We start from the raw sequence: 20236 nt of genomic DNA on the forward strand, positions 1-20236 counted from the left end.
AGCGTTAGATACCACTACTATGCAAAAAACTATCCAACGTTTCTTTGACGCGGGTTTTTATAGTCATATCAATAGATGACTGAGGTGTTTTTACTTGGCAACCGCCGCGATCTAAAGTCGGCTCTGCAACTAACTGCCAATGGTTTTCAGCTAGTGCAGCTTCACCATAACTATTTTTAACCAGTTCAATGTCTTCAGGATGTAAATGAATACGCACAGTTTGCTGCTCATTGGCTAACGCATCGATACACTGCTTTAAACTTTGCAAAATGATTTCAGGGGAGGTTTTAATTTCTTGATAAACTAGCGCTTCGGTTAGCATTACGGTTAACTGTACAAGTTGCTTTTCGGCGTCATCATCGACTTTAGCTAATGGTGCTGACAAACTATCCAACAATGCTTTTAGACCCGTTAGCTGTTCTTCAATCAGTGGTTTTACTTCTTCTTGACCTTGTGTTTTACCAAGCTCAATGCCTTCTTTATAACCGGCTTCTTTTCCCTCACCTACGCCTTTTTCAAAACCATCAATATAACCCTGCTCGTGGCCTTGTTTTAAGCCTTCTTCGTAGGCATCTTGACGAATTCGTTCCAGCTCAGCCATTGTTAACGAGGGCAGCTCAGGCTCTTCGGGCTCTAGTGCTTGTTCACTTTCTTCAAGCTCTTTACGATATAAATCGGCCAGCGGTGTACCAAACGCCGTTGAACGACCATCGAATTTTCGAGTGTCTTGCGTAACATCTGGAATTGGCCAGTTTTCTAATAACTCATCAACTGCTTCACTGGCTCGTAAAGGACGACCTTGATATTGAGTAGGTTTGCTCATGGTTTACAAGAACTCCTCACCACCACCACCACCAAGCATAATTTCACCTGAATCAGCGAGACGACGTGCCGTAGATAAGATCTCTTTTTGCGCGGCTTCAACTTCGCTGATCCGCACAGGTGCCATTGCTTCTAAATCATCAGCAAGCATCTCTGCAGCCCGTTTTGACATATTGCCGAGGATTTTCTCTTTCAATGCATCATCAGTACCTTTGATGGCTTTCATCAGTACATCTTGTTGGACTTCTCGCAAGATAGCTTGAATACCACGATCATCAACATCCATTAAGTTTTCAAATACGAACATTAAATCTTGGATTTGTTGCGACATCTCTTCGTCATGCTCACGGATAGAATCCATCAACTGACCTTCAATATTAGTATCGAGGTAGTTCATGATATCTGCCGCCGCTTTCAAGCCGCCCATTTTTGCAGCTTGCGCACCAGCTTGTCCGGCAAATTGTTTTTCCATTATCTCGTTCAACTCTTGTAAAGCCGCAGGTTGAACTTCTTCAAGGTTGGCGATTCGCATGGTTAAATCTAAGCGCACTTTTTCAGGAAACTGCGCTAAAATTTCGGCCGATTGCTCAGGCTCCAAATACGATAAAACGATAGTTTGTATTTGCGGATGCTCATTGCGAATAATATTGGCAACCTGCTTTGAGTCCATCCATTTCAGTGAATCAAGACCCTTGGCACCAGATCCCATAACAATTTGATCTATCAGGCTTGCCGCTTTATCTTCACCAAGTGCCGCAGTAAGCGCTTTTTTGATAAAATCTTCTGATTGGAAGCCAATCGTACTAAAGCTTTGTATTTGTTCTATAAATAAATTGTGCACGGCACTGATTTTGGCTTGCGATAGATCATCTATCGCCGCCATTGCCATACCCACTTTTTGCACCTGTTTAGGTTCAAGGTGCTTTAATATTTGCGCTGCATCTTCTTCGGATAAGCTTAGCAATAAAATTGCGGCTTTATCTACACCGTCTAATTTATCAACATCAAACGCTGCTGGCAGTTGTTTTTGTTCTTGATCAGTCATCTTCAGTTAACCACGCTTTCACAACTTGTGAGGAGAGTTCTGGCTCATTTGCTACTAAGGCACGAACAGCTTTTAATAAGTCTTCATCGCCATGTAGGTCTGGTAACTGTAGTGTACCATCACTTGAGAAGCCAACCGAAGCAGAATCAAAATCTTTATTTAGCATATCTAGGGTGTTATCACCAATATCTACACCAGAACTAAGCGCATCATCATCATACTCTTCAAGGGTATCATCTGGGTAAATCAAGCGTTTCAGCATAGGTTTAACCACCGCCATGATTAGCACTATAATAACCAATGCGCCAAGCACTAAACGCACAACTTTCATAAACCAGTTTTGTTCCCACAGTGGCACTTCAATAGCTAAGTCCATCGGTTCACGTACAAACGGTACTGTCACTACTTCTAATGCATCACCACGCTGTAAGTCAAAACCCACACCACCTTGCAGTAAACGACGAATATTTGACAGTGCTTCAACTGAGCGAGGCTCCATAGTCGTTTCACCATTTTCACCCACTTTTGCCACATAATCGACTGCCACAGACACACTAATTCGACGAATAACACCACTTTGCTGACGTGTGTGGGAGATAGTAGTATCAAGTTCATAGTTACGTGTCGCTTCTTTGTGAGTGCGACTGGGTGATGAACCAGAGCCTGCACCACCTTGACCGGCAATTTCAGGAATATTTGAATCTGTTGGAGGCTGATTTGTCAGCGCGCCAGGAATACCGATAGCTAACCCGCCGATGTTGTTTTCTTCAAAGGTGGTTTCACTGCGTACCGCCGGTAAATCAGGGTTGTAGCGTTTTTGAGTTTCTTCAATCGCACTAAAGTCCATACTTAAATCGACTTGTGCAGTGTAGTTACCCATACCAATAACTGGCATTAAGATACCATCTATTTTATCTAGATATTCTTGTTCACGTTTACGTTCAATATCGTATTCTTTGCGTGAGCGAGCAGCTAACGCACTTTGCGATCCTGAATTAAGTAATCGGCCATTTTGGTCTGTTACAGTTACTCGTGACGGCTCTAAACCTTGCACTGCTGAACCAATAATATCAACAATGGCGTCCACTTCTTCACTACCGAGCATACGACCACGTTTTAAAGTTAATACCACTGTTGCGGATGGTTTTTTCTCACGACGAGCAAAAACATTTTCTTTCGGTATTGCCAATAATACTTTAGCACGCGTGACATTTTGTAGTTCCTCAATCGTACGCGCTAGTTGTTGTTCACGACCATGCTTTAAACGTTCACGCTCTAAACGCTGACTAACACCAAAACCCATATCTTGCATGATAATATCAGTACCCGAGTTCGGCGCTTGCTCAATACCTTCGCGGGTCATTAACAATTTAATATTTTGATATTCATTTTCAGGAACAGAAACCACATTGCCATCAAGTTGATAGTCAATTTTTTGTGCATCTAAAAAGTCGAGCGTTTGAATTAGCTCTTCCGTTGGCATTTTTCCAAGTGGACGCATATCTGGTTGACGTGCCCAAATAATCACAAAAATAGCAATCGCTAAACAAATCGCTAATGCAATAATTAGAGTAACCTGACGCAATACATCAACGCCGTTTAATGCACTTAAATAGCCTGACTTTTGTTCTTGTTGATCGTCATTATCAGTTTGGTCGATACCGCCGCCGGCCAAAGCAAGATCTGTTGATTGATTAGATTGCGCCACAATAATTCTCCACTACCTAGTTAAACAGGCATGTTCATGATTTCTTTATAGGCTTCTACAAGTTTGTTACGAACTTGCACCGTAGCTTCAAAGGCAACTGACGATTTTTGTGATGCGATCATTGCATCCGCTAATGACACATTTCGATCGCCCATTTCAACCGCTACGACTTTTTGTTTCGCATCAGCTTGAAGGCCATTCACTGTATTGAGTGCATCACTTAACAAATCGCCAAATTGGGCGCTCGAAGTAGGCTGCGCCTGCGTCGGTAATTTGTTTACTTGATTACTACGACCAGCTTCGAGAGCCATAGATTGCATTTCTTGAAATAATGCGCTGTTTTGAATTTTCATAATTGTCTCTGACGATGCAGTTTACTAATAACTTAATAAAGCACAAAGCATGCCAACTAATAAACCAATAAATATCAGAAACTTAAGATTTATTTTAGTTGTCAGAGTTTTGACAAGTTTACGCCCAGCAAGGCTGAGCGTAAATTAAATAGTGAAGGAAAACAAAAATTATAGAGGCTTAAGCAGGTAAGGTGATCCCCAAATCACGCATTTGAGCCAATTTATAACGTAATGTTCGTGGGCTGATCCCTAATGTTTCAGCTACATCTTTACGCTTGCCTTGACAACGATTTAGGGTTTCTAAAATAATTCTATGCTCTTTATCTTTAAGTTCATCTTTGTAACTTCCCGAATCCAAGCTTGGTAATTCTTCACGCAGCTGATTGCGTTGTGCTGTGGCTTTTATTGCTGGCGCTTGCAGATCATAATAAGCATCATTAGTTGGTGAACTTGTAACCGCCGAAGTAGTGCTTTCTGGTGCTGAATTAGCCGGCACTAAACTTGCTGATAAAGCCGCAGTTAGAGGAGTCTGGGTTAAATTTTCAATAAAAATAGCACTTTCGTCAATCATATCACCGTGGCGTAATATCAGCGCACGCTGGATCACATTATCCAGTTCACGCACATTACCTGGCCAAGTATGAGCTAATAATTTTTTCTCTGCCGGTTCGCTAAGTACAGCGATAGGCTCTTTGCTTTTATTGAGATGACGTTCAATTAAATGCTTTGCCAACACGACAATATCGCCTGGACGTTGACAAAGTGGACGCCACATCAACGGAAATACATTTAATCGATAATATAAATCTTCTCTAAACTGGTGCTTAGCCACAGCCTCTTTTAAATCACGGTTACTGGTAGCCAAAATACGCACATCCAGCTTAATAGTTTTGCGACCACCTAAACGTTCAACTTCGCGTTCTTGTAATACGCGTAGTAACTTAGCCTGTAGGCCTAAATCCATCTCAGTGATTTCATCAAGTAAAATTGTGCCACCTTGTGCTTGCTCAAATTTACCCGGACAAGCTTGAATCGCACCAGTAAACGCGCCTTTCTCGTAGCCAAATAATGTAGCTTCGAGCATATTTTCAGGGATCGCAGCACAGTTTATTGCGACGAATGGCTGCTCTGCGCGATCTGATTTATCATGGATAAAGCGTGCGAGTACTTCTTTACCTGAGCCACTAGGACCAAGCACCATCACACTGGCATCCGATTTAGCAACCCGACTTGCAAGTTCTAATAGCTGAATACTACTCGGATCAGCGACAATCGGCCCGTCAGTTTCTTTTTCTGGCTCAGGTAGATAGCGGCTTACCATATTAAGTAGCACTTCGGGCGCAAACGGTTTGGCCATATAGTCAATTGCCCCTAACCGCATAGCCTCAACAGCATCATCAATAGTCGCATACGCTGTCATCATTAAAACCGGTAGATCAGGGTAATTAAGATTAATGCTGCGCAGTAAATCAAGACCACTCATCGCGCCCATTTGCACATCGCTCACGACCAGCGAAAAGCTGTCTTTTTTAAGTAGCACCATAGCTTGCTCGGCACTGTCAGCCGCAACGCAATCTATTCCAGACATTTCAAGCGTATCAATCAAGGCTTCACGAAGCCCTGCATCATCTTCAACCACTAAAATCGTGTTGTTCATATTGCCTCCGCCGATGTTGACTTTGTACAAATAGGTAACAGTAAACTAAAGCAGGCTCCGCCTTGAGCATTGTTCGTTACTTCAACTCGTCCTTGGTGTGCATTTGCGACTGAACTAACCACCGCTAAGCCTAAACCTGTGCCTTGGCTTCGGGTAGTAAAAAATGGTTCAAATAATTTATCAAGTAAGCTTAAATCGACCCCAGGGCCATTATCACTTACAGTAATACACACTAGCTCGGGGTCACTCGCATCCCGCTGCGCACTTAATTGAACGAGTGCATTACTGCCAATGACTTGAATACTATTGTGAATAAGGTTTTGAATGGCACTGGCAAGCGCAGTTTTATTGCCCATTATCTCGATATCAGGCTCAGGTAAACTGACCTGAAGTTCACTATTATTAAGTGCGACCATAGCATCAGCGCCAGTTTTCACTTCAGTTAATAATTGCTGCATGGAAACATGTTCAACAACTTGCTGATCGCCACTTTTTGCGAACAACAACATATCGTTTACTTGGGTTTCGAGATCTTTTAAACGCGACATTAACTTAGTATGAAAATTGCCTCGAGAGCTTTCGGGTAACCGCTTTGAACCTAAATTAGCGGCATACAAAATCGCAGCAGACAGTGGTGTTCGCACTTGATGTGCCAAAGATGCCACCATTTTACCCAATGCACTTAAACGCTGCATATGTGCAACGCGTGTTTGTAGACGACGCGTTTCGGTTAAGTCAGTCATTAAGATTAATTGCCCTGGCTCTGGCGCTAATGCCGTTATTTCTAACTTAATTAAGCGTCCATCTTTTAGCGATACTTCATGGCCATCATCTTGTTGGGGCCGAAACGAGCGCTGGATCACACTGAACCACTTTTCACCTTCGAGTGGTTCCCCTAACATGTCTGTTGCGATTTGATTAGCTTTAGCGATCAAACCGCGACCATCAAGCACCACAACACCCGCAGGCATTGTATCTACTAAATGACTTAACCAACTAGCTTGCTGGCGTAATTCACTTAACTCACCAATGTACTCTTCTTGCAGTAAGCATGGGTTATACTGGGTCGCTGTGATAAATTGTGGTTTTAAGACATTAGCTAAGGCCATAATGCATTCTCGTTTACAGGATCTAACTAGCTAAATGCACAAATTGTACCAACAATTATATTGATTAATTTCATTTACTTAGCGTATAAATAACGCGACAAAAAAATGACAAACTAAAATAAGCAAAGCAAGGAGACACTATGAATTCAACAAATTTATGTCGCTGCCCTTGGCTCGATACCAGTAAAGATGACTATGTTGACTATCACGACAACGAATGGGGTGTGCCTGTTTATGATGACCAAACACTTTTTGAGTTTATTACTCTGGAATCAGCACAAGCAGGATTAAGTTGGTATACGATTTTAAAGAAACGTGATGGCTATCGTCGTGCATTTTTGGATTTTGATGTAGAAAAAGTCGCACAAATGAACGAGCACGATGTTGAACGATTAATGCTTGATGAAACAATTATCCGTAATCGTTTAAAAATTGTAGCAACTATAAATAACGCCAAACGTTTTATTGAAATTCAGCAAGAATTTGGCAGCTTCAGTAACTATCAATGGCAGTTTGTAGGTGGTAAGCCGTTAGTGAATGAGTTAGATAAACTTAGTGACTACCCTGCAATTACAGAGGCCTCAACTGCATTTGCAAAAGATTTAAAAAAACGGGGATTTAAGTTTTTAGGTCCAACCACAGTGTACGCCCATATGCAGGCCTGTGGTATGGTGAATGATCATAGTAATGATTGTTTTAGAAAAGCAGAGATTATTGAAAAATACTAGGTGTTAAGAGCTAGAAAAGTGACTAGGCGCTAGGATCCTAAAATCTAGCTTCTGGGAATTAATGGCTGAAGCCATTTCCTACAAATGCTTAACCCACATATAAGCAGGCTTCAGCCGCGAAAGATTTATATATTTTTATCTGCTCATTTGCTCTCATTCACTTCTCTTTGTGCAAAAGATCTTTAAATGATTGATCCACCACAGAGAACTCCGAGTTCAAAGAGGAAGGGATTAGGGTCCTAGCCCTTCAGCTCCGTGTAGCGCGCAGCGCCTCGGTGGTAAAAATTAAGTAACTATTTGCAAGCACCGAAATGGTAGGTAGTGCTTTAGCGCGTCAATGAACTTATCACCGTAAACGACGACCACACTCTGTGATTACTGATATTGCGAAGTAAAATATTAGCAACTTAGCACGTGTTAATCTCGTGATAGGTTATATTTTTTCATTTTTTCAACTAAGGTTGTGCGGCGTACACCCAAGATCTCCGCAGCACGCGCTACGACATAATCATAACGCTCTAAGGCCTGAGTGATCAGGCTAATTTCCAGCTCAGCTAAATAATCTTTTAGCTCAATCCCTTCGTCGGGTAAAAGGTCTGCTGATGGCTGAATTGCTTCAACTTCTGGCTCATCGTCGTAATCACTAAAACCAGTACTGAAAATATCATTGAAAGCATCACGCTCCATAAGCTCTTCGGGATATTGTGGTTCATAAGCATCAACTTCAATATAACGATATTTTGCTGGTAGGTCTGGAATATCAACCACTTTATCTGGCAGCATGATCACCATACGCTCAACTAAGTTAGCTAACTCGCGAATATTACCCGGCCATGTATGCTCTTTTAAACTATCAATTGCGCGCTCGGTAAATTTAGCGGTAGTACCACTTTGCTCATTAATACGGCGCATTAGCTCTTTTAATAATAATGGAATATCATCAGCACGTTCTGCAAGTGATGGGTTTTCGATAGGAAAAACATTGAGTCGATAATATAAATCTTCGCGGAAACTTCCTTGCTCTATCATTTTTTCAAGATCACGGTGTGTTGCAGCAATCACCCGCACATCCGCTTGAATTGGTTTTGTACCACCAACCCGCTCATAGCTGCGCTCTTGTAACACTCGTAATAACTTTACTTGCATTTGCAGCGGCATATCGCCAATTTCATCTAAAAAAAGCGTCCCACCTTGGGCAAGTTCAAAGCGGCCTTTACGCGCTGAAATAGCACCAGTGAACGCGCCTTTTTCATGACCAAATAACTCACTTTCTAACAGCTCCGCAGGTATCGCCCCACAGTTAACGGGTACAAATGGCCCTGTATTACGTTTTGATAGTAAATGAACATTACGAGCAACTACTTCTTTACCAGTACCTGATTCGCCTAAAATTAATACATTAGCGTCCGTTTTAGCAACTTGTTCAATTAAAAAGCGTACATCTTTAACCGCTTCAGTTTCACCAACTAAGCCATCAAAGGTTTTGTGCGGTTTTGCGTGTTTATGCTCATTTGGTAACATCCGTTGATACTGTTGGCAATCATGCAGTAATTGAGTCGTTACATCATGGTTAAAAGGTTCACAGATAAGGCCAACTACATTGGCAATGCTCAATAGTGATTTAAGGGTTTCACCAATTAATAGAAATGGTATTGTTGGATGGCGCTTGATCACGCTCTCATGATCTAAACTTTGTAATGCGCCGAGGATCACCATACATGACTGCTTTTGGTATTTTTCACATTCTTGTTCAAGGCTTGCATCATCAAGCAGTTGCACTGCCTCACCAATAAAGGTAAGCGCAGCATGTAAACCAATCGCACGATTATTATTATTATCTAAGATCAAGATCATTATTTAGCGAACCACAGTTACTACAAGCTATTAATAATTTAAATTGTAAGCGAGTTTGACAGGGATGCAAGCACTAAGCGGCAGTTTTTTGACAACCATGCCAAAAAATAGACGCTTAGCTAATTGCAAGTAATACTTAAGAATTACCGCAGTATCTTTAATATTAAAGCAAGCCTAAAATAGATTCAGCCGATTGGTTGGCTTGTCCACGCAATGCAACTGACGCTTGTGCTAAAATATCATTTGATACTTGCTGTGAAACCGCCTGAGCATAATCGGTATCTTGAATTCGACTTTGGCTCGCGGCAATATTTTCTTGCTGAGTTCCTAAGCCTTTAATGGTACTTGCCAAAGTATTTTGAAAAGCACCTAACTCAGCTCGTTGCGCATTAATTTCTTCCGCCGCTTGGTCACTAATATCAATTGCTGTTTGAGCACCTGCTTGAGTAGAAATATCAATTGTTGATATTACTGATGCAAAACTACCGTCCGAAGGAGTAACCGTTTGATTTGCATTCGCATCTGGACCAACTTGAAACGACACCGACTGACCATCAAACAAAGGTTTACCTGCAAAATTGGCATTCTCAAACGTCTCTGTAATCTGACTTTGTAATTGCACCACTTCTTCTTGCAAAGCAGCACGGTCATTATCATTTAATGCGCCATTGCCTGCTTGGATGGACAATTCTCGAATACGCGAGACAGCATCATTGACACCCGACAAGTTTGACTCGGTCGCTTGCGAATAAGAAATACCATCATAGGCATTATTCACCGCTTGGCTGTAACCGTCTTGCTGGGAGGTTAATCTATTAATTATTTGTAATGCAGCGGCATCATCTGCCGCAGAGTTGACTTTTTTACCCGTAGCAAGTTGCTCTGCAAGCTTGTTACTGGTTTGCTGTGTTTGGTTTAAAAAACTAGTTGCTGGTGATTGAATTTTCATAACAGGCTCCGACACGCTGATTGGTTAAATTATAGCTTAATTTGCCAAATTTTGCACTTTGTACCATTGTTTAATTAAATTAACTTGGCATCGTGCTTGCTAACCTACTCTGTTAATAGGTAAAGTACTGAGCAGTGTATTAAATTTCACTTTTTGCGTATTTAATTTTTTACTATAACTACGCCAATGATAAATAACTTGGGTAAAACTATGTTCGATAACAAAACAATTTTAATTACCGGTGGTACCGGATCATTCGGTAAAAAATACGTAAAAACGTTACTTGAGCGATACAAGCCAAAAAAAATAATTATTTTCTCTCGTGATGAGTTAAAACAATTTGAAATGCAGCAAGACTTTGATCAACCATGTATGCGTTACTTCATCGGTGATGTACGCGACAAAGACCGCTTACGCCGTGCAATGCGTGGAGTAAATTACGTTATTCATGCTGCAGCTCTTAAACAGGTCCCTGCCGCAGAATATAACCCGATGGAATGCATCAAAACTAACATCAATGGTGCGGAAAATGTCATTGATGCTGCCTTAGATAATAATGTTGAAAAAGTCATTGCGCTTTCTACTGATAAAGCAGCCAACCCAATTAATTTATATGGTGCGACAAAATTAGCATCCGATAAATTGTTTGTTGCCGCTAATAATATTGCCGGTGGTAATCGCACTACATTTTCAGTTGTTCGCTACGGTAATGTAGTCTGCTCGCGCGGTTCAGTAGTGCCTATTTTCCAAAAGTTTATTGACCAAGGCCGCGACCATATCCCTATCACCCATGAAGAAATGACTCGCTTTTGGATAAGCCTACAACAAGGTGTTGATTTTGTTTTAACTAACTTTGAGAGGATGTTAGGGGGAGAAATTTTTGTTCCCAAGATCCCATCAATTCGTATTACAGATTTAGCAACAGCTATGGCACCAAACCTGCCACAAAAAAATATTGGTATTCGCCCGGGTGAAAAATTACATGAGGTGATGTGCCCTTCTGATTTGTGTTTTGATACCTACGAATTTGATGATCATTTTGTGATTGCACCTGGTATTAAATTTAGTAGTCGCAGCAATAGTTTTGATACAAACGCATTAAATGAGCGCGGTAAAAAAGTTGAAGTCGGGTTTGAGTATAGTTCTTTAAGTAACCCCCACTTTTTGACAATAGAAGAAATAGCAGCTTTTAATATTCAGGCACTTTTATGATCCCATATGGAAAGCAATCTATTGACCAAGCAGATATTGATGCGGTACTCAATGTTTTACAATCTGACTGGCTCACGCAAGGTCCTAAAGTACCTGCATTTGAAGCTGGCATTGCTAGTTACTGTAAAGTAAAGCATGGCATTGCAGTAAATAGTGCAACATCGGCGTTACATATCGCATGCCTAGCATTAGGCGTTGGAGAAAACGATATAGTCTGGACATCTCCTATTTCTTTTGTAGCATCAAGTAATTGCGCACTTTATTGTGGTGCTAAGATTGACTTTGTTGATATTGACTTAGATACCGGCAACATGTCGATTAAGGAACTTGAGCAGAAGCTGATCCTAGCAGAAAAAAATAACTGCTTACCTAAAGTTGTCATACCGGTACACTTGGCGGGTCAATCATGCAATATGCAAGCCATTCATCAGCTCGCTACTAAATATGATTTTAAAATTATCGAAGATGCCTCTCACGCCATTGGTGCTAAATATTTAGATAAACCTGTTGGTAATTGTGAGTTTTCAGATATTTGCGTATTCAGCTTTCATCCTGTGAAAATCATCACGTCAGCTGAAGGCGGTATGGCGGTTACAAATGATGATAATTTAGCAAAGCGTTTAAAACGATTAAGAAGCCATGGGATCACATCAGATGAAAGTGAAATGACCGATGCAAGTCATGGACCTTGGTACTATCAGCAAATCGAGCTTGGCTTTAATTATCGTATGACTGATTTACACGCAGCGTTAGGGCTTAGCCAACTAAGTAAAGTTGACGAATTTGTTAAGCAGCGACATCACCTTGCTAAAATATATGATACACATCTTGATTTAAATTTGGTTCGTCCATTACAGCAAATTGATACCTGTTATTCCGCTTATCACTTGTACATAATTCAACTAAATAATAGCAATACAACTCGTCATAAAAACGCTGTAACTCAGCTTCGAGCAGCTGGGATCATTGGCCACGTTCATTATATTCCAATACATTTACAGCCATACTATCAAACTCTAGGCTTTAAGGTTGGTGACTTCCCTAATGCTGAAAAATATTATCAAGGTGCTATCACCCTTCCTCTTCATCCATCGTTGAAAGAGCAAGAAGTGCATTTTGTACTGAACACTCTACAGCAAATCTTAAATTAAAGTTTTCAACCTTTTTGACGATATAAACATATTATTTAATGAACCTTGAGGCAACTATGTTACAAACTCACCCGACTTTCAAACTTGCTTTTATTGGCGGGGGTAACACGTCAGCTGTTGGTTATGTGCACTTTTGCGCAGCTCACATGGATCATAAATTTCAAGTTGTTGCCGGTGCCTTTTGTCGTAATCAAGAAAATAATCAAGCTACAGGTATTCATTGGGGGATCCCAGCAGAACGTGTTTACGCAGATTGGAAAGAAATGGTCGAAGCTGAAAAGGGTCACATTGATGCTTTTGTAGTGCTCACTCCAACACCACATCATTTAGAAGTTTTACAGTATTTATTCGAAAAAAAATTACCCGTAATCTGTGAAAAAGCGATGGTTTGTGGACCACGAGAAATTGCAACTCTTCGCCCTTATTATGATCCAAAGAAACAATTTTTAGCTGTTACTTTTAACTACAGTGGCTATGCAATGGTACGTGAGTTAAAGCATTTAATAAATTCAGGAAAGCTGGGAACAATTCAAAAAATTCACTTAGAAATGCCGCAAGAAGGCTTTCGCCGCCCCCCCGATATCGCGGGAAAAACATCACAACCGCAGGCGTGGCGTCTGCGAGATGCTGAAGTACCAACCATTTGCTTAGATTTAGGTGTTCACCTTCATCACCTAAGTAGCTTTTTATTGGGTGAGGAACCAACTCACACATTAGCTGAATTTAGTAACCACTCTCAATATGCTAATTTAGTCGATGACGTACAAATGCTAGTAAAGTATGCCAGTGGCGTCAAAGGCAGCATGTGGATGTCAAAAACGGCTATTGGTCATCGTAACGGTTTACAGATCAGAGTGTATGGAGATACCGGAAGTGCTAAATGGTTACAGCTCAACCCCGATGAGTTAGAACTAAATTTTAATGATGGTAGGCGAGAGATATTAGACCGAGCGGGTCAGTGCGACTACGCCCACCAATTTAGATATAACCGCATGAAACCAGGCCACCCCACTGGTTTTGTAGAAGCATTTGCAAACTTATACAGCGACATCGCTGAAGATTTACAATGTTTTCAACTAGGGCAAGAAAATAACCAACCATACGTATTTGGTTTAGAACACGCCGCAGATGGCTTAAAGTTATTTGCTGCTGCTAAACGTTCGACACAAACACTTGGCTGGGAAAGCGTGTAATATGCTTAATTACAACTCTCTAGATATGCCTGCTTGATACTCGGTTTATGGATTTTACCCATTTCGGTTTTTGGCAGTCTTTTCATCTCAAACAAAATTCGCGGTTGCTGATAGTCAGTAAGTTCTTTGAATAAATGCATTTGCAACTGCATTTTTGCATTCACTGGCGCAGTATCATTACAAACAAAAGATAATAAAATGACTTCTCCAAATTTATCATCACTTACTCCAAAAGCCGCACACTCAGCAATCCAAGGTAAGTAATTAGTTACCAACTCAATATCGCTCGGGTAAACATTGATCCCGCCCGATTTAATAACTTCTTTTGTTCGACCAACATAATAAAGATAATTATCATCATCCAAATAACCAAGGTCACCAGTAAAAAAATAACCATCACTGTCGTAACTCTGCGCAGTTTGCTCTGGTAAGTTATAATATTGTGCAAACGCAGTTGGTGAGCGACAAGCTATTTCACCGATATTACCATTAGACAAAGTATTACGTTCAGCATCACATATTTTTATTTTCAGATTTGGTAAAGGCTTACCTACACTATTGATCGGTACATTCGGCTCGGTTATATCAAAATCACTGATCACCCCCATTTCTGATGCCCCATAACATTCATGAAAACGGCAATTCAAGGCTAATAACAGTGACTTTTTGTCGTCGCTTTCAAGCGTTGCAGAAGATGATACAACACACTTCAAGCTTGTTAACTGCGCTTTTGCTAACTCTGGGATCAAGGCCTTTAGTTGACTTGAAACAGCAAATAAAAAACTAATTTTATGAGTATTGATTGCATCAAGCCAAGCATTAACTGAGAACTTGGGTAAAATAACTACACTTGCGCCCAACATTAGTGGCATCAGTAAAGAGCGCTGTGCAAGTGAATGATATAAAGGTGTTGAAACCAACACAACATCGCTTTTATCTAATTGGTAATACTGAGCCGTCGCATCAAATGCGCGAACAATTTTAGTCGTTTGAGTAAATACTATTGGCTTAGGTTGACCAGTAGAACCTGAAGTCATGGTAAGAATATAAGGTAAATTGATATTTTCTACTGGAAACTCATCATATTGCGCCGTGGATGCAGACATTACATTGACCAAATCAATCAAGTTATCACTATTGCCACCTATCGTAATTATATTGTCGGTAGCTAAAACATCATTATTAACAAGTTGTTCAGCTACACTTATCCATGCTATAGCATACTCGCAATCAGCTACTTGTAACGCTTTTGATAAAGCCTGTCCTTTGAGAGTTAGTGGTAATGGCGCAAGCGCAATACCCAGTTTAGCCGCAGCTAATAAACAATATGTAAACTCGAGGTTATTTGGACAAAATAACGCAACTTTATGTCCTTGCTTAATTCCTAACTGAGTCAGGCCAGCAGCTAAAGAATCCACCTTATTTATTAGTTGTTGGTAGTTAATTTGGGTCTGTTGATATATACACGCAATTTTCTCAGGTTGAGTAACCGTATGTGATTGAACAAGCTGGTATATATTTTTATTGTGCATTTGGGTCCCACATTACAAAATTAAACTTCTCATCGGCCAAAGGAAATAACTGTTGCGTTACTTTATATTCTTTTGAATGTATTGGTATTGCCACAAATCCCATATAGCGATTTAGCAAATTTACAAATTTGTTGTCTTTGTGGATCACCGCAAGCCAAATAGCATTGGGATGACTCGCTTTACAAAACTCAAGTTGCCATTGTAAGGCGATCATAGCTATGGGCAAGGAAAGATCTTGATTACAAGAAAACCAGCCGCCATATAAATACTTATCTTTATATAAATTATGCCAGATATACAAACTTTGAGATTGCCTACTGCCTTCTCGCTCTGTAATCACAAAGTTAAAACGTGATTGATTAAACCACCATAAATAATGTTCCAATGGCTTAATAGCATTCTGCACAGTCATTCTCACGCTATTGCTAGGTAAGTTTCTAGCCGATAAATAACTATTTATATGGGTATCATCAACTTGGCAAACAACCAAATTATCTGTTAATTCAGTCTTTACTTCGCAGTGCTGCTCAGCAATAGCAAAACAATTTGTTGATATCTTCTCACCGACAAGAGCTTTAGCTATTCGCCGTGCCCCCTCGCCATCAACCGATACTTTTCTTTTGGCTACCAGCAATTGTAATCTTGGTAATTGACTAAGAGCGATATCTATTAACTCTCCTAATCGCAAAAAATCATCAATAGAAACATCATTAATATGGAGGTAGTGACCTAACCATTCCAAGATATCAATATCATTAGTCTGGTTATCCTCAAGAGAAAAAGTAATCGCTGGTGTTTTAGTCGCAGCACATTCATAAAAAGAGGTGCCTAATGCACCCACAAAAAGTGAGGCTCTTTCATAATACTCTTTCAGGCAAGTTACATTCTCTAAAATATTAATATTTGGAAACTCTTGCCCAATAGCATACATAGTATCTTTATTCGTTGCATAGGGACCTACCACTATATCAAAAAGAACATTTGCTTGAATGGCTCTTGGTAATCCATCAAAGATTCTTTTTAGAATAAAAAGATCACCACCGCCACCTAATGAAAATAAAACTCGAACGGGAAGATCTGACTCCGAAGAGTGCTTTTCAACGGTACGATATGTGGGATCTAAAATACAATAATTCGGGCCTAAAAGACGAACGCAATCAGTCGGTACTAGCGATTCATAACGGCTCTTTGTATTCGGTCCTACCCATTTATAATCAATCAAAAAATCGCAAGTATGTTGCCGCTCGTTATCATCAATAACGGTTAAGGTAAAACCGGATTTCTTTATCAACTGCTCGTATTCGTGCGGTAAAGTATAACTATCAACTATTAAATGCGATAAACTATTCTGATGCATATAATTAATTGTTAAAAGTGCGTCCTCTTCATAATTTTGCCAATGAACATCAGCCACTTTAAAATCTGCATACAGCGTTTGGCTAAACTGACATAAATCATCAAGAATTATGTGGACACCTAATTGATGCTGTTTTAATGCAGAAGCCAAATGTTTCATTCGCATTAAATGACCAATGCCATTGTCTTGCTTATTAGTGATACGAATTGCAAACATAATTATTGCTTTGCCATAACCATATCAACAAATCCACTCACATAATTCGTCTTTGGATCAAGCAATTCCTGAGGTTCAATTTTTATACCGAAAGTCAATTCAATCTGCATTACTAATGTCAGAACCTCAAATGAATCCAAAGCTATATCATCCTTGAATGAAAGCTCTAAAATATTATCAATATCAACAGCGCAACCTCTGTCTGTAAAAAACTGATATAAAAAGTTAATAAGTTGATTTTTCATTAATGAGAACCTTTTGGAATACAATACAAAACGGTGCTTAACCCTAAATGTTCATGTACTCGTAAATACATATCGTAATTAGGCTGCAATTGATCGATAAATTGAGGGAGTTCCCATAAATCTTTCGGTTTATGGTAAACACAAATAGCTAGCACAGGCTGTTGGGTTTGAATTAAACTTTTGGCACCTTCAAGAGCAGCTAATTCGGCCCCCTCTATGTCCATTTTTATATAGTTTATATCCATAGCTTGACAAGTTGAGTCTAAATCAACAACAGATACTGAAGAATCATTTATAACTTCACTTTGTATAATATTGCTGGAGCTTGTTTGCCCTTGATTAAAATTAAGTAAATCAACACATTTCCAAACCCCCGAAGGGAATGCTTGAAAAGAAATTTCAGGATTATTTTTCTTTAGCCTGTTTTGTGTATTTGTAAGTGTTTGATAATTATTTGTATCGGGTTCAAATGAGGAAATATGCTCAAGTGTTATAATATTTTTTTTATGAAGTTCTACAAACGCCTCTACTGTATCCCCAGTATAAGCACCACAATCGATAAAACGAATTGGTGATTGAAAATTGAAAGGTATATCATCTGGGAAGTACTCAATTTTTCTATCCGGTTCAGGGTAGTCATCAATAGAAAGGGATGCCCTAAAAGCACACAATTTATCTAATATATTTTTACTTTTATCATCCCCCAAACGCGCTCGTAACCACTTAATACTTGGTAAATTCAACATATCATGATGACTTGTGCGCATCCATAAATGCTCTAGCTGTGCATATTCCTTAAACACTTCTGGGAACTCTCGTGCAGCCTCAAAAAAGCCAAGAACATTATTATAACCGAGCTCTTGTAGGCGCTCTTTGATTTGCCCTCTATTAGAGTTAACTAACGGCGTTACAGCAACAATGACTGTCATATTACGATCAGCTGTATGCTCATCAAAAATAGGTAAATTATACTTCATCTGGCTAACTAAACGTTGATCGATCCACCCATTAACTTGTAGCTTTTGCTTTACTAAAATTCTATAAAAACATTCTCCAAAATGACCCGCTCCGTAAATTAGATAGTTCATTTAATCGCTCCAACGTGATGCCAAGTCAAAGGCATACCTTTTTTAATCGCTTTCGTTGCGAGTCTGCCCGTTATAAATCCTAAATCCTTTGGCATCAGCTCACCTACACCAGGCCTTAGATTGACCACATTCTCTTTGTTCAAAACTTCACCAGCAGCAATATCCCTCACTGCAAATAGGCAACGCCTTGCTTTACTGGGCTCACTAGGGAAATGTACACTGCCAATAGCCAACTCAACTTGCCTAACTCCTTGAACTAAATCTTCCAGTTCATCTGGTGTCATGGAAAAAAAGCTATCAGCCGTTTCATCTTCTTTACTCATCACAAAATGCTTTTCTATAATTGTCGCCCCCATAGCTACAGAGGCGACAGGTATATGGTTACCTAATGTGTGATCCGATAAGCCTATTGGTACTTTAAAAACATCTGCTAAATGAGGGATTGTTTTTAAATTAATGCTTTGCGGGGGAGCTGGGTAGCTACTTGTACATTTCAATATAGCTAAATCTGTTACTCCTGCTTGGTGAGCAACTTTCACAGCTTCGTCAATCTCAGCAAGCGTTGCTCCACCTGTTGACATAATCACCGGCTTTCCAGTCGCAGCAACTTTTCGAATGAGGTCATGATCGATCAACTCTGGCGAAGCTATTTTATATGCAGGTGAATCAAAAGATTCCAATAAATCGACTGCAGAATCATCAAATGGTGAAGAAAAAATAGTGATACCGATTTCATTCGCCAGCTGAATTAAAGGGGCGTGAAAATCCCATGGCATATATGCCCCTTCGTATAAATCATATAAATATTGTCCTTGCCATGGACCTGTTGCTTCAAAATGCGGTAATTTACAATCCATTGTTAAAGTATCTGCGCGGTAAGTTTGTAACTTTATCGCATCAGCTCCGGCCTCTTTTGCGGCTCTAACTAACGCTTTCGCCTGCTCTAAATTTTGACCATGGTTTGCTGACATTTCGGCAATAATATACACAGGATGACCTGGCCCAATTTTTCTACCATCGATGGTAATTTCAGAATTAAACGCCATTTGCGCCCCTTAAATTGCACTGTCAAAAAATCATTAAATCAAAGCAAATTTCATACCTAATTATCTACAATAGCTTACAATTTGATAAACTATATTGATCCAAAAGGATTTTAACTTTTAAGTTATGTGCAAGAGTGTAATGATTTGCTATATTTATCTCAATAATAATTACGATTACCAGTGACCATGTCTGATGTATTAATAATAATTCAAGCACGTATGACATCAACCAGATTGCCTGCCAAAGTGATGTTGCCGCTGTGTGGCAAACCAGTGTTACAAATTATGCTTGAACGCTTACCAAACTGGCACGATCAAATCATTGTCGCAACAACTAATGATGGCACTGAGCAGCCTATCTTGGATTTATGCACACAGCTGAATATTAAAACCTACCAAGGGGATACACAAGACGTACTAAGCCGCTATTATCTGGCTGCTAAACATTATAATGCTCAATCATCTACAACCATAGTTAGGCTAACGAGTGATTGTCCACTGATTGATGAAGAGCTATGTAACAAAGTGATTAATGAAAGAGTGACTCAAACCTATGACATGGTTAATTTAGGTCCTCATAGTGGTTACCCTAGAGGACTTGACTGCTGCGCATTTTCATTTGATTTACTAGAGAATACCCATCTAAAAGCAACATCACCGGACGATCGTGAGCATGTTACGTTAGGCATGGCAAAATTTAAGACTATAACGACTCACACATTCAGTGCGTATGAAGATTATAGCCACTTTCGCCTAACACTTGATGAACCAGACGATTACAAAGCAATTACCGCTGTTTATGAGCATTTTTTGAATAAAGTAGATTTTTCCTATAATGATTTAATAAAAACATTAAAGGAAAACCCTCACATCACCGATATAAATAAACATGTAGAGCAAAAATCTACTTAAGTTAGGCATAATAATTGTATGTCATTGAACATTATATTTATGACTACCAAAGAATTAGA

The 20236-nt window shown here is 39.8% G+C and carries 18 protein-coding genes; 5 read left to right on the forward strand and 13 right to left on the reverse strand.

The annotated features are described in order from the left end of the window. Positions 1–4: 4 nt before the first annotated feature. The 6 genes from fliH to H5162_RS09045 form a co-directional block, all read right to left on the reverse strand. On the reverse strand, positions 5–823 hold the full coding sequence (fliH, locus tag H5162_RS09020) for a flagellar assembly protein FliH (RefSeq protein WP_182731010.1): 819 nt from the start codon (positions 821–823) through the stop codon (positions 5–7). A 3-nt stretch (positions 824–826) separates the two neighbouring features. Further along, entirely contained in the window at positions 827–1867 is a 1041-nt protein-coding gene (gene fliG, locus H5162_RS09025; protein WP_145239407.1) for a flagellar motor switch protein FliG, read from the reverse strand. After that, positions 1860–3575, reverse strand: coding sequence for a flagellar basal-body MS-ring/collar protein FliF (gene fliF, locus H5162_RS09030; protein ID WP_145239410.1), 1716 nt, complete (start codon positions 3573–3575; stop codon positions 1860–1862). The genes fliG and fliF overlap by 8 nt, the downstream gene beginning before the upstream one ends. A gap of 20 nt (positions 3576–3595) precedes the next feature. Continuing rightward, positions 3596–3928, reverse strand: a complete 333-nt coding sequence (gene fliE, locus H5162_RS09035; protein WP_145239413.1) for a flagellar hook-basal body complex protein FliE — start codon at positions 3926–3928, stop codon at positions 3596–3598. Between the two features lie 178 nt (positions 3929–4106). Further along, a complete protein-coding gene (locus H5162_RS09040) occupies positions 4107–5585 on the reverse strand; it encodes a sigma-54 dependent transcriptional regulator (RefSeq protein ID WP_182731009.1) in 1479 nt (492 codons plus the stop codon). Then, positions 5582–6694 carry a PAS domain-containing sensor histidine kinase gene (locus tag H5162_RS09045; protein WP_145239418.1) on the reverse strand — a complete coding sequence of 371 codons (1113 nt, stop codon included), beginning with the start codon at positions 6692–6694 and terminating at the stop codon, positions 5582–5584. The genes H5162_RS09040 and H5162_RS09045 overlap by 4 nt, the downstream gene beginning before the upstream one ends. A 140-nt stretch (positions 6695–6834) precedes the next feature. Here H5162_RS09045 and H5162_RS09050 point away from each other — a divergent pair, with 140 nt between their 5' ends. Then, complete coding sequence (locus H5162_RS09050; protein WP_182778316.1) at positions 6835–7422, forward strand: DNA-3-methyladenine glycosylase I; 588 nt, start codon at positions 6835–6837, stop codon at positions 7420–7422. A 417-nt stretch (positions 7423–7839) separates the two neighbouring features. On the opposite strand, the gene H5162_RS09055 is transcribed toward H5162_RS09050, so the two are convergent. After that, entirely contained in the window at positions 7840–9276 is a 1437-nt protein-coding gene (locus H5162_RS09055; protein ID WP_182731007.1) for a sigma-54 dependent transcriptional regulator, read from the reverse strand. A 163-nt stretch (positions 9277–9439) separates the two neighbouring features. Next, complete coding sequence (locus H5162_RS09060; protein ID WP_182778318.1) at positions 9440–10225, reverse strand: flagellin; 786 nt, start codon at positions 10223–10225, stop codon at positions 9440–9442. Between the two features lie 210 nt (positions 10226–10435). Here H5162_RS09060 and pseB point away from each other — a divergent pair, with 210 nt between their 5' ends. Genes pseB through H5162_RS09075 form a run of 3 tightly spaced genes read left to right on the forward strand, consistent with a single transcriptional unit; the run spans position 10436 to position 13781 of the window. After that, complete coding sequence (pseB, locus tag H5162_RS09065; RefSeq protein WP_145239431.1) at positions 10436–11437, forward strand: UDP-N-acetylglucosamine 4,6-dehydratase (inverting); 1002 nt, start codon at positions 10436–10438, stop codon at positions 11435–11437. Then, on the forward strand, positions 11434–12588 hold the full coding sequence (gene pseC / locus H5162_RS09070) for a UDP-4-amino-4,6-dideoxy-N-acetyl-beta-L-altrosamine transaminase (protein WP_182778319.1): 1155 nt from the start codon (positions 11434–11436) through the stop codon (positions 12586–12588). Before pseB ends, pseC begins: the two co-directional genes overlap by 4 nt. A gap of 56 nt (positions 12589–12644) precedes the next feature. Further along, the gene (locus H5162_RS09075) at positions 12645–13781 is read left to right on the forward strand and encodes a Gfo/Idh/MocA family protein (protein ID WP_182731005.1); all 1137 of its coding nucleotides are present in this window, start codon (positions 12645–12647) and stop codon (positions 13779–13781) included. A gap of 5 nt (positions 13782–13786) precedes the next feature. On the opposite strand, the gene H5162_RS09080 is transcribed toward H5162_RS09075, so the two are convergent. From H5162_RS09080 to pseI, 5 genes are read right to left on the reverse strand one after another with little or no spacing between them, the layout of a single operon-like run. Next, positions 13787–15313 (reverse strand): class I adenylate-forming enzyme family protein, encoded by a 1527-nt coding sequence (locus tag H5162_RS09080; RefSeq protein ID WP_182778320.1) that lies wholly within the window; start codon positions 15311–15313, stop codon positions 13787–13789. Beyond that, positions 15303–16886: a hypothetical protein gene (locus tag H5162_RS09085; RefSeq protein ID WP_169019245.1), complete on the reverse strand. Its 1584-nt coding sequence runs from the start codon at positions 16884–16886 to the stop codon at positions 15303–15305. The genes H5162_RS09080 and H5162_RS09085 overlap by 11 nt, the downstream gene beginning before the upstream one ends. A gap of 2 nt (positions 16887–16888) precedes the next feature. Then, entirely contained in the window at positions 16889–17131 is a 243-nt protein-coding gene (locus H5162_RS09090; protein ID WP_145239445.1) for an acyl carrier protein, read from the reverse strand. Further along, positions 17131–18219: an FkbM family methyltransferase gene (locus tag H5162_RS09095; protein WP_182718190.1), complete on the reverse strand. Its 1089-nt coding sequence runs from the start codon at positions 18217–18219 to the stop codon at positions 17131–17133. Before H5162_RS09095 ends, H5162_RS09090 begins: the two co-directional genes overlap by 1 nt. Further along, entirely contained in the window at positions 18216–19265 is a 1050-nt protein-coding gene (pseI, locus tag H5162_RS09100) for a pseudaminic acid synthase (RefSeq protein ID WP_182718191.1), read from the reverse strand. Before pseI ends, H5162_RS09095 begins: the two co-directional genes overlap by 4 nt. A 186-nt stretch (positions 19266–19451) precedes the next feature. Between pseI and H5162_RS09105 the strand changes: the two genes are divergently transcribed. Beyond that, a complete protein-coding gene (locus tag H5162_RS09105) occupies positions 19452–20177 on the forward strand; it encodes a cytidylyltransferase domain-containing protein (RefSeq protein ID WP_182778321.1) in 726 nt (241 codons plus the stop codon). Positions 20178–20236 lie beyond the last annotated feature (59 nt).

The sequence above is a fragment of the Pseudoalteromonas sp. SR41-8 genome, from assembly GCF_014163915.1.
GTDB classification, from domain to species: Bacteria; Pseudomonadota; Gammaproteobacteria; order Enterobacterales; family Alteromonadaceae; genus Pseudoalteromonas; species Pseudoalteromonas rhizosphaerae.